The sequence below is a fragment of the Streptomyces sp. NPDC044704 genome, from assembly GCF_056433525.1.
Genome location: NZ_JBWKGY010000005.1, coordinates 142,644 through 157,157 on the forward strand (window position 1 = coordinate 142,644; position 14,514 = coordinate 157,157).

Annotated in this window: 13 protein-coding genes; 8 read left to right on the plus strand and 5 right to left on the minus strand. The window is 71.3% G+C overall.

Annotated features, from left to right (window positions below):
• The first annotated feature begins 3 nt into the window (after positions 1-3).
• The 5 genes from efeB (at position 4) to AC07B0_RS14555 (ending at position 6,102) form a co-directional block, all read left to right on the plus strand.
• Complete coding sequence (gene efeB / locus AC07B0_RS14535) at positions 4-1,287, plus strand: iron uptake transporter deferrochelatase/peroxidase subunit (protein ID WP_469377101.1); 1,284 nt, start codon at positions 4-6, stop codon at positions 1,285-1,287.
• Positions 1,288-1,329: 42 nt separating this feature from the next.
• Positions 1,330-2,265: a prephenate dehydratase gene (gene pheA / locus AC07B0_RS14540; protein ID WP_469377103.1), complete on the plus strand. Its 936-nt coding sequence runs from the start codon at positions 1,330-1,332 to the stop codon at positions 2,263-2,265.
• 525 nt (positions 2,266-2,790) lie between these two features.
• The gene (gene serS, locus AC07B0_RS14545) at positions 2,791-4,068 is read left to right on the plus strand and encodes a serine--tRNA ligase (protein ID WP_356876089.1); all 1,278 of its coding nucleotides are present in this window, start codon (positions 2,791-2,793) and stop codon (positions 4,066-4,068) included.
• On the plus strand, positions 4,065-4,880 hold the full coding sequence (locus tag AC07B0_RS14550) for an HAD family hydrolase (RefSeq protein WP_356876087.1): 816 nt from the start codon (positions 4,065-4,067) through the stop codon (positions 4,878-4,880). The genes serS and AC07B0_RS14550 overlap by 4 nt, the downstream gene beginning before the upstream one ends.
• A gap of 229 nt (positions 4,881-5,109) precedes the next feature.
• Positions 5,110-6,102 carry a sensor histidine kinase gene (locus AC07B0_RS14555; protein ID WP_469377106.1) on the plus strand — a complete coding sequence of 331 codons (993 nt, stop codon included), beginning with the start codon at positions 5,110-5,112 and terminating at the stop codon, positions 6,100-6,102.
• Positions 6,103-6,122: 20 nt separating this feature from the next.
• On the opposite strand, the gene AC07B0_RS14560 is transcribed toward AC07B0_RS14555, so the two are convergent.
• The 5 genes from AC07B0_RS14560 to AC07B0_RS14580 form a co-directional block, all read right to left on the minus strand.
• Positions 6,123-6,788: a rhomboid-like protein gene (locus tag AC07B0_RS14560; protein WP_469377108.1), complete on the minus strand. Its 666-nt coding sequence runs from the start codon at positions 6,786-6,788 to the stop codon at positions 6,123-6,125.
• Positions 6,789-6,872: 84 nt separating this feature from the next.
• Positions 6,873-7,592: an ABC transporter permease gene (locus tag AC07B0_RS14565; RefSeq protein WP_356876081.1), complete on the minus strand. Its 720-nt coding sequence runs from the start codon at positions 7,590-7,592 to the stop codon at positions 6,873-6,875.
• A gap of 10 nt (positions 7,593-7,602) precedes the next feature.
• Positions 7,603-8,514 (minus strand): ABC transporter ATP-binding protein, encoded by a 912-nt coding sequence (locus tag AC07B0_RS14570; RefSeq protein WP_356876079.1) that lies wholly within the window; start codon positions 8,512-8,514, stop codon positions 7,603-7,605.
• Positions 8,511-9,398: an ABC transporter permease subunit gene (locus AC07B0_RS14575; RefSeq protein WP_356876077.1), complete on the minus strand. Its 888-nt coding sequence runs from the start codon at positions 9,396-9,398 to the stop codon at positions 8,511-8,513. The genes AC07B0_RS14570 and AC07B0_RS14575 overlap by 4 nt, the downstream gene beginning before the upstream one ends.
• The gene (locus AC07B0_RS14580) at positions 9,388-10,479 is read right to left on the minus strand and encodes an ABC transporter ATP-binding protein (RefSeq protein WP_467295942.1); all 1,092 of its coding nucleotides are present in this window, start codon (positions 10,477-10,479) and stop codon (positions 9,388-9,390) included. The genes AC07B0_RS14575 and AC07B0_RS14580 overlap by 11 nt, the downstream gene beginning before the upstream one ends.
• Before the next feature lie 216 nt (positions 10,480-10,695).
• Between AC07B0_RS14580 and AC07B0_RS14585 the strand changes: the two genes are divergently transcribed.
• From AC07B0_RS14585 to AC07B0_RS14595, 3 genes are all read left to right on the plus strand, one after another.
• Positions 10,696-11,565: a M24 family metallopeptidase gene (locus tag AC07B0_RS14585; protein ID WP_469377112.1), complete on the plus strand. Its 870-nt coding sequence runs from the start codon at positions 10,696-10,698 to the stop codon at positions 11,563-11,565.
• 5 nt (positions 11,566-11,570) lie between these two features.
• Entirely contained in the window at positions 11,571-13,343 is a 1,773-nt protein-coding gene (locus tag AC07B0_RS14590) for an SDR family oxidoreductase (protein ID WP_469377324.1), read from the plus strand.
• Between the two features lie 219 nt (positions 13,344-13,562).
• The gene (locus AC07B0_RS14595; protein WP_356876071.1) at positions 13,563-14,477 is read left to right on the plus strand and encodes a MerR family transcriptional regulator; all 915 of its coding nucleotides are present in this window, start codon (positions 13,563-13,565) and stop codon (positions 14,475-14,477) included.
• Positions 14,478-14,514: the final 37 nt, after the last annotated feature.

The window sequence follows — 14,514 nt, forward strand, 5'->3', positions numbered from 1 at the left end:
AGCGTGACCGACAGCACCGGGAGCAACCCGGACATCGAGATCTCCCGGCGCAGGCTGCTGGGCACCGTGGGCGCCGCCGGCGCCGTCGGACTCGCCCTCGGCGCCACGGGCGGGGCCCTCACCCACGCCTCGATCGCCGACTCCCCGGCCGGTGCCACCGGCCCGGCCGGGGCACTCGCCTCCCTGGGCGCCTCCCGGGTCGCCTTCGACGGGGACCACCAGGCGGGGATCACCACCCCGCTCCAGGCCAAGGGCCACGTCCTCGCCTTCGACCTGGCACCCGGGGCCGGCCGCACCGAGGCCGCCGCGCTGCTGCGCCGCTGGTCCGACACCGCGCGGCGGCTGATGGCGGGCGAGACCGCGCCGACCGCAGACAGCGGGATCGCCCTCGACGCGGGGCCGTCCTCCCTCACCGTCACCTTCGGGTTCGGGCACTCCTTCTTCGAGCGCACCGGCCTGACCGCCCGCCGCCCGGCGGCCCTCGACCCGCTGCCGGACTTCTCCTCCGACCGGCTCGACGCCCAGCGCAGCAACGGCGACCTGTGGGTCCAGATCGGCGCGGACGACGGGCTCGTCGCCTTCCACGCCCTGCGTGCCGTACAGAAGGACGCCGGGGACGCCGCACGCGTGCGCTGGCAGATGAACGGCTTCAACCGGACCCCGGGCGCCACCGCGAAGCCCCTGACCGCGCGGAACCTGATGGGCCAGGTCGACGGCACCGGGAACCCCAAGCCCGCGGACCCGGACTTCGACAAGCGGATCTTCGTGCCGGGCACCGGGCCGGGGCCCGCCGAGCACGCCTGGATGGCCGGGGGCTCGTACGCCGTCGTGCGCCGGATCCGGATGCTGCTCGACGACTGGGACAAGCAGTCCCTGGCCGACCAGGAGCAGGTCATCGGCCGGACCAAGGCCACCGGAGCCCCGCTGACCGGTGGCACCGAGACCACGGAGATGGCCCTGGACAAGCTCGGCGCCGACGGAAAGCCCGTCATCGCCTCCAACGCCCACGCCCGGATCTCGGCCCCCGAGCAGAACGGCGGAGCCGCCATGCTCCGCCGGCCCTTCTCCTTCCACGACGGGATCGCCCCCGACGGCACGCCTGACGCCGGGCTGCTGTTCATCTGCTGGCAAGCCGACCCGCTGCGCGGATTCGTCCCCGTCCAGCGCAAGCTCGACCGCGGGGACGCCCTGTCCGCGTTCATCCGGCACGAGTCCAGCGGCCTGTACGCCGTTCCGCCCGGCCCGCGCGCCGGGGAGTACGTCGGACAGCGCCTGCTCGAAGGGTGAACGGCCCCGCTGCGGCGGCCGCCCCGGCATTAGGCTGACCGCATGTCGGCCACCCGCTTCACCTATCTCGGTCCCGAGGGCACCTTCACCGAAGCCGCCCTCCGTACGCTGCCGGAAGCCGCCACCCGGGAGCTCGTCCCGATGGTCTCGGTCCCCGCCGCCCTGGACGCCGTGCGCAACGGCGAGGCGGCGGCGGCGCTGGTGCCGATCGAGAACTCCGTGGAGGGCGGGGTCACCGCCACCCTCGACGAGCTGGCCTCCGGCGAACCTCTGATGATCTACCGCGAGGTGCTGCTGCCCATCGCGTTCGCCCTGCTCGTGCGGCCGGGGACCAAGCTGTCGGACGTCAAGACCGTCACCGGGCACCCCGTCGCCCAGCCGCAGGTGCGGAACTGGCTGCGGGCGAACCTGCCCGACGCGGTGTGGGAGTCGGCCGCCTCCAACGCCGACGGAGCCCGGCTGGTGCAGGAGGGCCGGTTCGACGCGGCCTTCGCCGGTGAGTTCGCCGCCGTCACGTACGGGCTGGAAGCGCTGGTCACCGAGATCCACGACGCGGAGAACGCCGAAACCCGGTTCGTGCTCGTCGGCCGGCCCGCCCGGCCCGCCGCGCCGACCGGCGCCGACAAGACCTCCGTGGTGCTGTGGCTGGGCGAGGACCACCCCGGTGCGCTGCTGGAGCTGCTCCAGGAGTTCGCCGTCCGGGGAGTGAACCTGATGCTGATCCAGTCCCGGCCGACGGGTCAGGGCATCGGCAACTACTGCTTCGCGGTCGACGCCGAGGGGCACATCTCCGACCGCCGGGTCAGCGAGGCCCTGATGGGTCTGAAGCGGACCTGTCCCCAGGTCCGCTTCCTCGGCTCCTACCCGCGTGCCGGTGTCGCTCTGAGTGAGGTGCGGGACGCGCGGCCGGGAACCTCCGACAGCGACTTCACCGAGGCCTCCGACTGGCTGACGCGTTGCCTCGACGGCCGCGCGTAGGACTTCGTCCACTGTCCACAGAGTTATCCACAGGCCGGGATGGGGACCTGGGGACAAGTCGACAGAGCGGCGCGACAAGGTCGACAAATCGGCCGGGGCCTCAGGTTTCGCGCTGGGGAGCGACAGGTGAACGCTGTCACCCCCGTATCAGCGATCAACTCTTTGGAGCGAGTCATTCCCACCCGAATGAGTGTGTGAGGGCGGTTTGAACCCGGATCGGACCCCACCCCGCCAGGATCCCTATTGATCTAATTCCGTGTCCACAGATGCGGCACACAGCCTGTGGATAAGACAGCTCCGAGGGGAATTCCTGTGGACAAGGAACACCCTCCGACGCTGCTCAGGCCCGCCCACCCGGCGCGGCCTTGCCCCTTTTCGGCGAATGAGGCCGGTTTTATCGACACCCGCCAGGCGATCGGTTCCAGCCGTCGGACAAGAGATTTCCATTCGCCTCAATTGGGACATAGCGACACGCAGCGTGATATCGGTGTGATCCCAGGAAGCCCCGCCCGGTAGCCTGGAGGGGTGATTGACCTCCGGCTGCTCCGTGAAGACCCTGACCGTGTCCGCGCCTCGCAGCGCGCCCGTGGAGAGGACGTCGAACTCGTCGACGCACTGCTCTCCGCCGACGAGCGCCGCAGGTCCTCCGGCATGCGCTTCGACGAACTGCGCAACGAGCAGAAGTCGCTCGGCAAGCTCATCCCCAAGGCCTCCCCGGAGGAGCGGGCCGAGCTGCTGACCAAGGCCGAGCAGCTCAAGCAGGACGTCAAGGCCGCCGAGGCCGAGCAGAACGAGGCCGACGAGGCCGCCAAGCAGCTCCTCCTCAAGCTCGGCAACATCGTCCACGGCGACGTCCCCGTCGGCGGCGAGGAGGACTTCACCGTCCTCGAAACGCACGGCACGATCCGTGACTTCGGCGCCGAGGGCTTCGAGCCCAAGGACCACCTGGAGCTCGGCGAATCGCTCGGCGCCATCGACGTCGAGCGCGGCGCCAAGGTGTCGGGCTCGCGCTTCTACTACCTCACCGGTGTCGGCGCGCTGCTGGAGCTCGCCCTGGTGAACGCCGCGATCGCGCAGGCCACCGAGGCCGGCTTCATCCCCATGCTGACGCCGGCCCTGGTCCGCCCGCGTGCCATGGAGGGCACCGGATTCCTCGGCCAGGCCGCGGAGAACGTGTACCACCTGGAGAAGGACGACTACTACCTGGTCGGCACCTCCGAGGTCCCGCTCGCCGCGTACCACATGGACGAGATCATCGACGCGGACAAGCTTCCGCTGCGCTACGCCGGCTTCTCGCCGTGCTTCCGCCGCGAGGCCGGTACCTACGGCAAGGACACCCGGGGCATCTTCCGCGTCCACCAGTTCGACAAGGTCGAGATGTTCTCGTACGTCGCCCCGGAGGAGGCCGAGGCCGAGCACCAGCGGCTCCTCGAATGGGAGAAGCAGTGGCTGACCAGCCTGGAGCTGCCGTTCCAGGTCATCGACGTGGCCACCGGCGACCTGGGCTCCTCCGCCTCGCGCAAGTTCGACTGCGAGGCCTGGATCCCGACCCAGGGCAAGTACCGCGAGCTGACCTCCGCCTCGAACTGTGACGGCTTCCAGGCCCGCCGCCTGTCGATCCGCTACCGCGAGGGCAAGAAGACCGCGCCGCTGTCGACGCTGAACGGCACGTTGTGCGCCGTACCGCGCACCATCGTCGCGATCCTGGAGAACCACCAGCAGGCCGACGGTTCGGTGCGGGTACCTCCGGTGCTCCGTCCGTACCTGGGCGGCCGCGAGGTGCTGGAGCCGATCACCAAGTGAGCCCGGCCGCCCCGTTCCCGTACAAGCTCGTCGCGACGGACCTCGACGGCACGCTGCTGCGTGACGACGACACCGTCTCGGAGCGCACCCGTGAAGCGCTCGCCGCGGCCACCGCGGCGGGCGCGGCGCACATCATCGTCACCGGCCGGGCCGTGCCCTGGACCCGTCACGTGCTCGACGACCTCGGTTACAAGGGGATCGCCGTGTGCGGGCAGGGCGCGCAGGTCTACGACGCGGGAGCGCACCGGCTGCTGACGTCGGTGACGCTGGACCGGCAGCTGGCCGGGCTGGCGCTGTCGAAGATAGAGGCCGAGGTGGGTCCGCTGGCCCTGGCGGCCAGCCGGGACGGGGTGGACGGCGAAGTGCTGTTCGGTCCGGGTTACCAGGTGCAGGAGGGCCTGCCGGCGCTCTACCTGGAGGACACGGCGGCGGTCTGGACCGCCCCGCTGAACAAGCTCTACATCCAGCACCCGGGGATGGGCGAGGACGAGCTGGTCAAGGTGGCCCGGGCGACCGTCGGCAGCCTCGTCGACATCGTGATGGCGGGTCCCGGCATCGTCGAGATCCTGCCGCTCGGCCTGAGCAAGGCCACCGGCCTGTCCCTGGCCGCACGGCGGCTGGGTGTGAAGGCCGCGGAGACGATCGCCTTCGGCGACATGCCGAACGACATCCCCATGTTCGGCTGGTCCGCCCACGGCGTGGCCATGGCCAACGCCCATCCGGAGCTCAAGGCCGTGGCCGACGAGGTGACGACCTCCAACCAGGAGGACGGCATCGCGGTGGTACTGGAACGCCTGCTGGGCGCCGCGTAGCCGGGGCACGGCGCACGACGTACGAGAGGTCCGGGACAGCCCGCGCCGCGAGGCGCGCTCGAAGTGGCTGTCCCGGACCTTTTGTTGCTCCCCGCACTGCCCACTCTGCCCCTGCCGCACGGCCCTTACCAGCGAATTTCGTGCCGTCGGGCTTCGGGGCCCGGGCGTCGGCTCCCCTCTGCCGAACGGCAGATGGCCCCGTGCCAGGGCCGTCCGTAGGGTCGCCCTCATGACCGTGAACCCGCGAGCCCTCTACGCCCCGGCGCTTGCGGGCGCCTCCGCGCTGTCCGTCGCCTGTTCCCTCGCACGGCTGCCCGGGGCGTGGTCCCTGTCGGCCATGGCGTTACTGCTGCCGCTGCTGGGACTGGTGGCCCGGTGGTCCTCCCGGCGGGACGCAATCCCCGCCGGAGCCCTGGGCGTCGTGGCGGTGGCGCTGTGGCCGGCCCCTCTCGTGTGGGACGAAGGAGGGTCATGGCTCGAAGCCTGTGGTGCGGCAGCGTTCTGGTCGCTGCCCGCCCTGGGGGCCGTGGCCGCCGGTGGGCACCTGCGGCGGCAGGCCGCGCGGACGCGCCGGGCGGTACGGGACGCCCGGCGCGACCAGCAGCTCGAAGTGGCCCGGGATCTGCATGACTTCGTCGCGCACGACGTGACCGCGATGGTGGTACAGGCGCAGGCCGCCCGGTTCGTGGCGGACGCCGATCCGCGTCAGGCGGTCCTCGCCCTGGAGCGCATCGAGGAGTCCGGGCTGAGTGCTCTGGCCTCGATGGACCGCACGGTGCACGCACTGCGCAGGGCCGGCGGCGGGCCCACCACCCCGGTTCCCGGGCTCGCGGAGCTGCCGGAGCTGGTGGACCGCTTCGAGGGCGGCGTACTGGAGGCGGAGGAGCAGGCGCTGACCGCGCTGGCCCGGGAGGCGGACACGGCCGCGTACCGGGTCGCGGTGGAGGCCCTGACGAACGTACGGCGCCACGCCCGGGGCGTGGACGCGGTACGGGTCACCGTGCGCCGGACCACGGCCGGCATCGAGTTGAGCGTGTCCCACACGGCACCGCCCCGCGGCTCCCGGTCCTTCCCCGGTCTCCGACGAGGCGGTGGCGGCACCGGCCTCGTGGGTCTGAGGGAGCGGGTGGAGGGCGCCGGCGGCACGCTCGGGGCAGGCCCGGAGGACGGCGGCGGCTGGCGGGTCCGGGCCGTCTTCCCCGATGTTTCACGTGAAACATGACCCTGTTTCACGTGAAACGCTCATGTTTCACGTGAAACATCGATGGGCGGGCGGTCGGTGTGCGGCCCCTGGTGCAGGGTCAGCGGCCAGGCGAGCAGCCCGACGGCGAGCGAAATGGCGTGGCCGAGGTCGGTGAAGCTGCCGCCGGTGAGGAGCGGGATCCCGAAGAAGGCGACCGCGCCGGCCAGGTACAGCCATCGCCAGGGATTCGGCAGCCGGTAGGTCAGCACACCGACCGAGGCCGCGAGGCCGTAGCTGACGCCGATGTCGACGACGTGGGTCATGCTGTGCGGCGCGCGGTTGTCCTGGATGGCCATCAGAAGGACCTTCTGGCTGATCAGGGTCGCCGTGATGTGAGCGGTCGCGACGATCAGGAGCCAGCGCAGGGTGCCGAGCCAGCGCTCGACGGGGGCGTGGAAGCACTCGAAGAGCAGGGCGTAGAGGGCGAGCGAGGCCGGGTTCTCGATCCAGAACGCGCTGCTGAGCAGGGCACGCACGGGGTACCGGACCAGCTCGTGGATGTTGCTGCTGTTGCGGTGGAGCAGTACGTGCTCGACCCGGTCCGGGGCGAGCACGACGATGACACTGGTGATGGCGATGATCAGCAGCCAGATGTGCGTCCCGGGCGAGGAACGTATCCAGGACCGCAGGGGCCTGGACGGCTCCGGCTCGGTGGGCTCGATCATGACCCGATGATCCCGCGCGAACCTGTGCCCCGCCCGGCCGGTGGGCCGGGCGGGGCACAGCTAGCGGTGCCTGCGGCGGCGGGCCTACTCCTCGCCGGCCAGGGTGAGGCGGCGCAGCTTCTGGCCGGCGTAGGCGGTGGCGCCGACGGTGACCACGAGGAGCAGGATCACGGCGGTGGGCAGGCCGACGCTGGCGTCGACATACCCGGGTCCGGCGACCTTCTCGGCCAGGGAGAGCGACCACTGCTGGACGCTGAGGGTCTTGGCTCCGGAGACCAGGCTGCCGAAGAGGGACTCCCAGATCAGGGCGTAGACGAGGCCGAAGACCACCGCGTGCCGGCTGACGGTGCCGAGCAGCAGGAACAGCGCGCTGTAGGCGATCGAGGCGACGAGGGCGGCGACGGTGTAGGCGACGGCGATCTGCTGGCCGTTGCCGTTGAGGATGAATCCGGCGATCAGGGTGGGGATCGCGGAGAAGGCCATGGTGACGGCGATCGCGACGATCAGCTTGGTCATGATGATCGTCGGCCGCTTCACCGGCTTGGAGAGCAGGTAGACGATCGAGCCGTCGTCGATCTCGGGGCCGATGGCTCCGGTGCCGGCGATGACGCCGATCAGCGGGACCATCGTCGCCAGGGCGAACCCGCCGAGGAGGTCGGCGGCGACCTTGTCGTCCACGCCGGTGAAGGCCCGAACGGCGACGGAGATGACGATCAGCAGGGCGGGCAGCGCGAAGAGGATCAGCGCGCGGCGGCGGCCGAGCAGGGCCCGGTAGGTGAGCCGGGCAACGGTGGGGTTGTACATGCCAGCTCCTTCAGGCCGTGACGAGGTAGGAGAAGACCGACTCGAGGGACTCGTCGGAGGGCGAGACCGTGAGCAGCCGGATGCCGTGCGCCCGGGCGACCTGCGGGAGCAGCTCGGTGAAGCGTCCGAAGTCGACGGCCTGGATGCGCAGGGCGCCTTCCTTGAGGTCGACCTCGATGCCGGCGGTGGACGGGTCGGCGATCAGGGCCGCGGCGAGGGCCCGGTCGTCGGAGGACCGGATCAGGTAGCGGTGCGGTCGGTCCGTCATCAGGCGGCGGATCCGGCGGAAGTCGCCGGAGGCGGCGTGCCGGCCGGCGACGACCACCTCGATGTGGGAGGCGAGCTGCTCGACCTCCTCCAGGATGTGGGAGGAGAACAGGACGGTGCGGCCTTCGTCGCCCATCCGCCGCAGCAGCTCCATGAGCTGCATGCGCTGACGCGGGTCCATGCCGTTGAACGGCTCGTCGAGGAGCAGCACGGACGGGTCGTGGACGAGCGCGGACGCCATCTTCACGCGCTGGCGCATGCCCTTGGAGTACGTGGAGATCTTGCGGTCCTGGGCGTACTCCATCTCGACGGTCGCGAGGGCGCGCTGGGCGTCCGCGTCGTCGAGCCCGTGCAGTTCGGCGTTGGCCACCACGAACTCACGGCCGGTGAGGAAGTCGTACATGGCCTCGCGTTCGGGCACGACGCCGATCTGCTTGTAGACCTGCTCGTTGCGCCAGATCGGCGCGCCGTCGAGGGTGACGGTCCCCGTGGAGGGCGCGAGGAAGCCGCCCATCATGTTGATGAGGGTGGACTTTCCGGCGCCGTTGGGACCCAGCAGTCCGGTCACACCGGGGCCGATCCGCATGGTCACGTCGTTCACGGCGACGACGTTGCCGAACCAGCGGGAGGTGTGGTCGATGTCGATGACGGTCACAGCCCGGCCTTCCGGTAGCGGGCCATCAGGGCGGCGTAGGAGCCGGCGATGAGGCCGAGGACGACGAGCAGGTAGACGACACCGACGGCGGCCGAGGGGCCCTCACCGCCGGGGAACGCCGAGGTGGCGTCCAGGAACGCGGTCTGCACTCCGTCGATCAGGGTGATCGGGGAGAACAGGCCCATCCAGTCGATGGCTCCGGTGTTCCCCGTCGAGTAGGCCACGGCCTGCACGGTGGAGACGGCGCCGTAGGGGATGAGCAGCAGGCCGATCACGGCGGCGACGCCGAAGCCGCGGCGCGGGGTGAGCGCGGCCATGACCAGGCCGAGCCCGGCGAAGAGCAGCGAAAGCAGCAGTACGGACACCAGTCCCTGCCCGAATCCCTTGGTCTGGTCACCGAAGTCGAACTTCGCCAGCAGCGAGCCGATCCACATGATCAGCAGCGGGGTGGCGGTGAGGATGAAGAGGGCCGAGGCCATGGCCGCGTACTTGGCCACCACGTAGTCGACGCGCTCGATGGGGCGTGAGAAGTACAGCGGCACGGTCTTGAACCGCAGGTCCCGGGAGACCGACTGGGGGGCTTGGGACGCGAGGTAAAGGCCGATGATCACCTGAGTGGTCAGGGCGTACGTCGTGTACTTGATCGGCAGGTCGGTGGAGCCGGGGACGGCGATGGCCACGGCGACGATGATCAGCGCGGGCACGCACATCACCGCGAAGAGGATCATCGGCAGCACCTTGGACTTGGCCGAACGGCCGAGTCCGTACGCACCCCGCAGGGACTGCGAGAAGAGCGACTTGCGGGCGTAGGCGCGGCCGAGGCGGGGGCCGTCGTAGGACCGGTAGCCGATGTTGTGGATCTGGGTCGAGGTGTCAGGCGCCATCGGAACCGGCTCCCTTCTGCTGGACGAGGTGCTGGGCGGACTGCTGGCCGGGTTGCTGGTCTGCCGGCTGGGCGGAGGGCCGTCCCTGCGGCTGGCCCTGCTGCTGTACCTGCGGCTGGGCCGGCTGCTGTGCGGCCGCCCGGTCGCTGTCGCGGAAGACCTCCGCGATGTGGTGGCGGCGCTGCTCCATGCGGACCAGGCCGATGCCCAGGTCGGCGACGGTGTCGCGGACCGTGTCGTACGTGTCCTCGCCCGTGGCCTCGATCAGCAGGATGTGGCCCGCTCCGGGCAGGCCCTGCTCCTCGCCGGCGTGGAGGGTGATGCCCGCCGCCACCAGCGCCGTACGCAGGGCGGCGGTGCCGTCCGGGTGCGCGTCGGAGTCGGTGACCTCGACCGCGAGGGTGGTGGTGGTCTGCGTGAAGTCGCTCGTGGAGCTCGACCGCAGCAGCTTGCCGCCGTCGACGACCACCACGTGGTCACAGGTCCGCTCCAGCTCGCCGAGGAGGTGGGAGGTGACCAGGACGGAGATGCCGAAGTCGGTGTAGACGCGGCGGATCAGGCCGAGCATCTCGTCGCGGCCGACCGGGTCGAGGCCGTTCGTCGGCTCGTCGAGGAGGACCAGCTGCGGGTCGTGGACGAGCGCCTGCGCCAGCTTGACGCGCTGCTTCATGCCGGTGGAGTAGCCGCCGATGGGGCGATAGCGCTCCTCGTACAGCCCGACGTGGCGCAGGGTGTCCGCGGTCCGCTCGCGTGCCGCCGTCGGCGGCAGCCCGGACATGCGGGCCATGTGCACGACGAACTCGGTGGCCGACACGTCGGGTGGCAGGCAGTCGTGTTCGGGCATGTAGCCGACGCGCTCACGGATGGCGCTGCCATGCGTGGCGACGTCGAGTCCGAGCACGGCGGCGCGGCCCTCGGTGGCGGGGGACAGTCCGAGCAGGATCTTGATCAGCGTGGACTTGCCGGCTCCGTTGGCACCCACGAGCCCGGTGACGCCGGGTCCGATGTCCAGGGAGAGCCGGTCGAGGGCGGTCACTCGGGGGTACCGCTTGCTCAGGCTTTCGGTCGCGATGACAGTCACGAGTTCGACGTTAGTCCCGAACGTCGCGCGGATCGTCAGACCTGGAGCGGGAACCCGTATCCGCCTTGAGGACTACGAACCCCGACGCAAGGCTGATGCGAACCGGACAAGTTCGTCCACAGGTCCGTGCACGCCCCTTGACGTGATCTCCGGTCATTGTCACATTCATCAGTGTCAACTTACGGGCGCGTACGGCGATGAGGACGGACGGCTGCTATGGCTGGGGACACGAAGCAACGCACCGCGCCGCCCGCCCGGCGGCCCTCCGCCGAGCTGAGCGGCTTCCGGGAGGTTCAGCGCCTCGCCTACGAGTGCGCCGAGACCGTCGCGGCCCAGCTGCGGCCCGGCGTGACCGAGCGCGAGGCGGCGCGGATGCAGCGCGACTGGCTGCGCGAGCGCGGCGTGAGGGACTGGTTCCACCTCCCGTTCGCCTGGTTCGGGGACCGCACCGCCTTCGCCGGGTTCAGGGTCCCCCTCCAGTTCTTCCCGACGAACCGGAAGCTGGAGCCTGGGATGCCGTTCATCCTCGACATGGCGCCGGTCCACCGGGGCTACGCGGCCGACATCGGCTACTCCGGGAGCCTCGGCCTCAACCCGGTACAGGACCGGCTGATGGCCGACCTGCGGCCGCACCGGGACCTGATCCTGGAGCAGGTGCGCGAGCGCCGCTCCCTGCGCGAGATCTACGAGAACGTCGAACGGCTGATGACGCGGCAGGGGTACGCGAACCGGCACCGGGCCTACCCCTTCGGCGTGATCGCGCACAAAATAGACCGGGTCGAGGAGCGGCGCTGGTCGCCGACCGCGTTCGGATTCGGTACGCGGTCCCTCAGGGGTCTGGCCTCCGACGCCCTGCACGGGCACCGCGAGGGCTGGTCCCCGCTGTGGAGCCCGTACCACTTCTCCGACCACCCGCCGCAGCCCGGCCTGTGGGCGGTGGAGCCGCACCTGGGCTTCCGCGGCACCGGAGCGAAGTTCGAGGAGATCCTGGTGGTCACCGATTCCCGGGACCCCGAGGAGAGCGCGTACTGGCTCGACGACGACCTGCCGCACGTGCGGCGCTGGGCTGAGGAGAAGGCGGCATGAGCGGGATGAGCGGTACGGCACTGGCGGGCGCGCGGGAGCGCCGGGTGAACACCGGCGGCATCGAACTGTGCGTCGTGGAACTCGGCGAAACGGACCGGCCGACCGTGATCCTGGTGCACGGCTACCCGGACACCAAGGAGGTCTGGTCGGAGGTCGCCGAACGCCTCGCCGCCCGCTTCCACGTGGTGCTGTACGACGTCCGGGGCCACGGGCGGTCCACGGCCCCGGTCCCGCTGCGCGGCGGGTTCACCCTGGAGAAGCTGACCGACGACTTCCTGGCCGTGGCGGACGCGGTCAGCCCGGACCGGCCGGTGCACCTGGTGGGCCACGACTGGGGCTCCGTACAGGGCTGGGAGTTCGCCACGGTCGCCCGCACCGAGGGGCGGATCGCGTCCTTCACCTCGATGTCCGGGCCCTCCCTCGACCACTTCGGGCACTGGATCAAGAAGCGGATGGCGCGTCCCACCCCGCGCCGGGCGGCCCAGCTGCTGAGCCAGGGCGCGAAGTCCTGGTACGTGTACCTGCTGCACACGCCGTTGCTGCCGGAGCTCGCCTGGCGCGGACCGCTCGGCAAGCAGTGGCCGAAGATGCTCGAGCGCCTGGAGAACATCCCGGCCGGCCCCTACCCGACGGCCTCGCTGGCCTCGGACGCCGCGCACGGTGCCTGGCTGTACCGCGACAACGTCCGCGCCCGCATGAGCCGGCCCCGCGCCGACGCCTACGCGCACGTACCGGTGCAGCTGATCACCCCGACCGGGGACGCCTTCCTCTCCGAGCGGCTCTACGACGAGCTGGAGCTGTGGGCTCCGGACCTGGTGCGGCGGACCCTGCCCGCCAAGCACTGGGTACCGCGCACCCGGCCCGACCAGATCGCGGCGTGGATCTCGGAGTTCGTGACCGCCCGGGAGGAGCCCGCCACACGGGCACCCGAGCAGAAGGCCCCCGGGAAGTACGCCGACCGGTTCGGCGGGCAGCTGGTCCTGGTCACCGGCGCCGCCAGCGGCATCGGACGGGCCACGGCCTTCGCGTTCGCCGAGGCCGGGGCCCGGGTGGTGGCCGTGGACCGGGACGCCGAGGGCGCGGCGCGCACCGCCGAGATGGCCCGGCTCGTCGGCGCTCCCGAAGCCTGGGGCGAATGCGTCGACGTGAGCGACGAGCAGGCGATGGAGAAGCTCGCCGCGAAGGTCGCCGCCGAGTACGGCACCGTGGACGTGCTGGTCAACAATGCCGGCATCGGCCTGTCGGGGCCCTTCCTGGAGACCACCTCCGAGGACTGGAAGACGGTCCTCGACGTCAACCTGTGGGGTGTGATCCACGGCTGCCGGATCTTCGGGAAGCAGATGGCCGAGCGCGGCCAGGGCGGGCACATCGTCAACACCGCCTCCGCGGCCGCCTACCTGCCCTCCCGGACCCTCCCCGCGTACAGCACCTCCAAGGCCGCCGTCCTGATGCTCAGCGAGTGCCTGCGCGCCGAGCTCGCCTCGCAGTCGATCGGGGTCTCCGCGATCTGCCCGGGCATCGTCAACACCAACATCGCCGCCACCTCCCGGTTCGCCGGAGCGGACCCGGCCGAGGAGAAGCGCCGCCAGGAGAGCTCCTCGCGGATGTACGGGCTGCGCAACTTCCCCCCGGAGAAGGTCGCCGACGCGATCCTGCTGGCCGTGGTGAAGAACCAGGCCGTCGTGCCGGTCACCCCCGAGTCCAAGGGCGCCCTGTGGATGTCCCGCTTCGCGCCGCGCACGCTGCGGCGGATCGCGCGGCTGGAGCCGAAGCTGTGACCCCGGTCGGGGGCGCCGGGGAGCGGTGGCGCGTCGAGGCGTCCGGGGAGGGCCCGCCGAGAGGGCCCGGCACGGCCATACCCCGCTCCTCCCGACGGTCGTACCATCCCTCGCAGGAGGGCTCGCTGCGCACGGCGCTCGAGTACCTGGCGGCGCCTCCTGCCGCCCGGACCGCGGCGGGCGCGGTCGGCCGAGCCGCCATGTCGTAGGGAGCCGGGATTGTCCGATCAGGCGGTAGCCGAGTACCGGATCGAGGATCTGGCCCACCACAGCGGGGCGACGGTGCGCACGATCCGGGCGTACCAGGACCGCGGTCTGCTGCCGAAGCCGGAGCGCCGCGGCCGGTCCAACGTCTACCGGGACACGCATCTGGCACGGCTGCGGCAGATCGCGGACCTGCTGGACCGCGGCTACACCCTGGCCTCCATCAAGGAGCTGCTGGAGGCCTGGGACGCGGGGCGCGGGCTCGGCGGCGTACTCGGCCTGGTCGCCGAGGTGCACGGGCCGTGGACCGACGAGGAGGCGGCCCGGATCAGCCGCGCCGACCTGAACGAACGGTTCGGCGGCAGACCCGACGACGACGCGGTGAACGAGGCCTGCGAGCTGGGGGTGCTGGAGCGGCTCCCCGGCCGTCCGGACGAGTTCCTGGTGCCGTCGCCGCAGGAGCTGGCGGTCGCCGCCGAGCTGTACGCGGCCGGGGTGCCGCTGGTGGCGATCACCGGCCACCTGCGCGAACTGCGGGGGCAGGTCGAGCACATCGCCTCGCGCTTCCTGGAGTTCACCACCGAGCACGTCTTCGCCCGCTACCTCGGGCAGGTGCCTCCGACGGACGCCGACGCGGCCGAGGCGGCGACGATGGTACGGAGGCTGCGGCCCCTGGCCCAGCAGACGGTGGACGCCGAACTCGCGCGGGCGATGAGGCTGTTCGCGACCCGGCACCTCCAGCGGCACCTGGGCGCGGCCGGCGCCGCTCAGCCGTCGGGTCCCGCGCCGGTCGCGCTGCCGGCGGAGACGGTGCGGGCGGTGCAGGAGCTGGTGGGTCCCGATCACGTGGCGGAGTTCGTCCGGGCGGCGACGGAGCGGGAGCTCCAGGCCCGGACGATGAACGATCTGGCCCGGCGCGGCGGCCGATAGTGCTCGATCAGTAGTCCACAGGGCGAATCACGCGGTT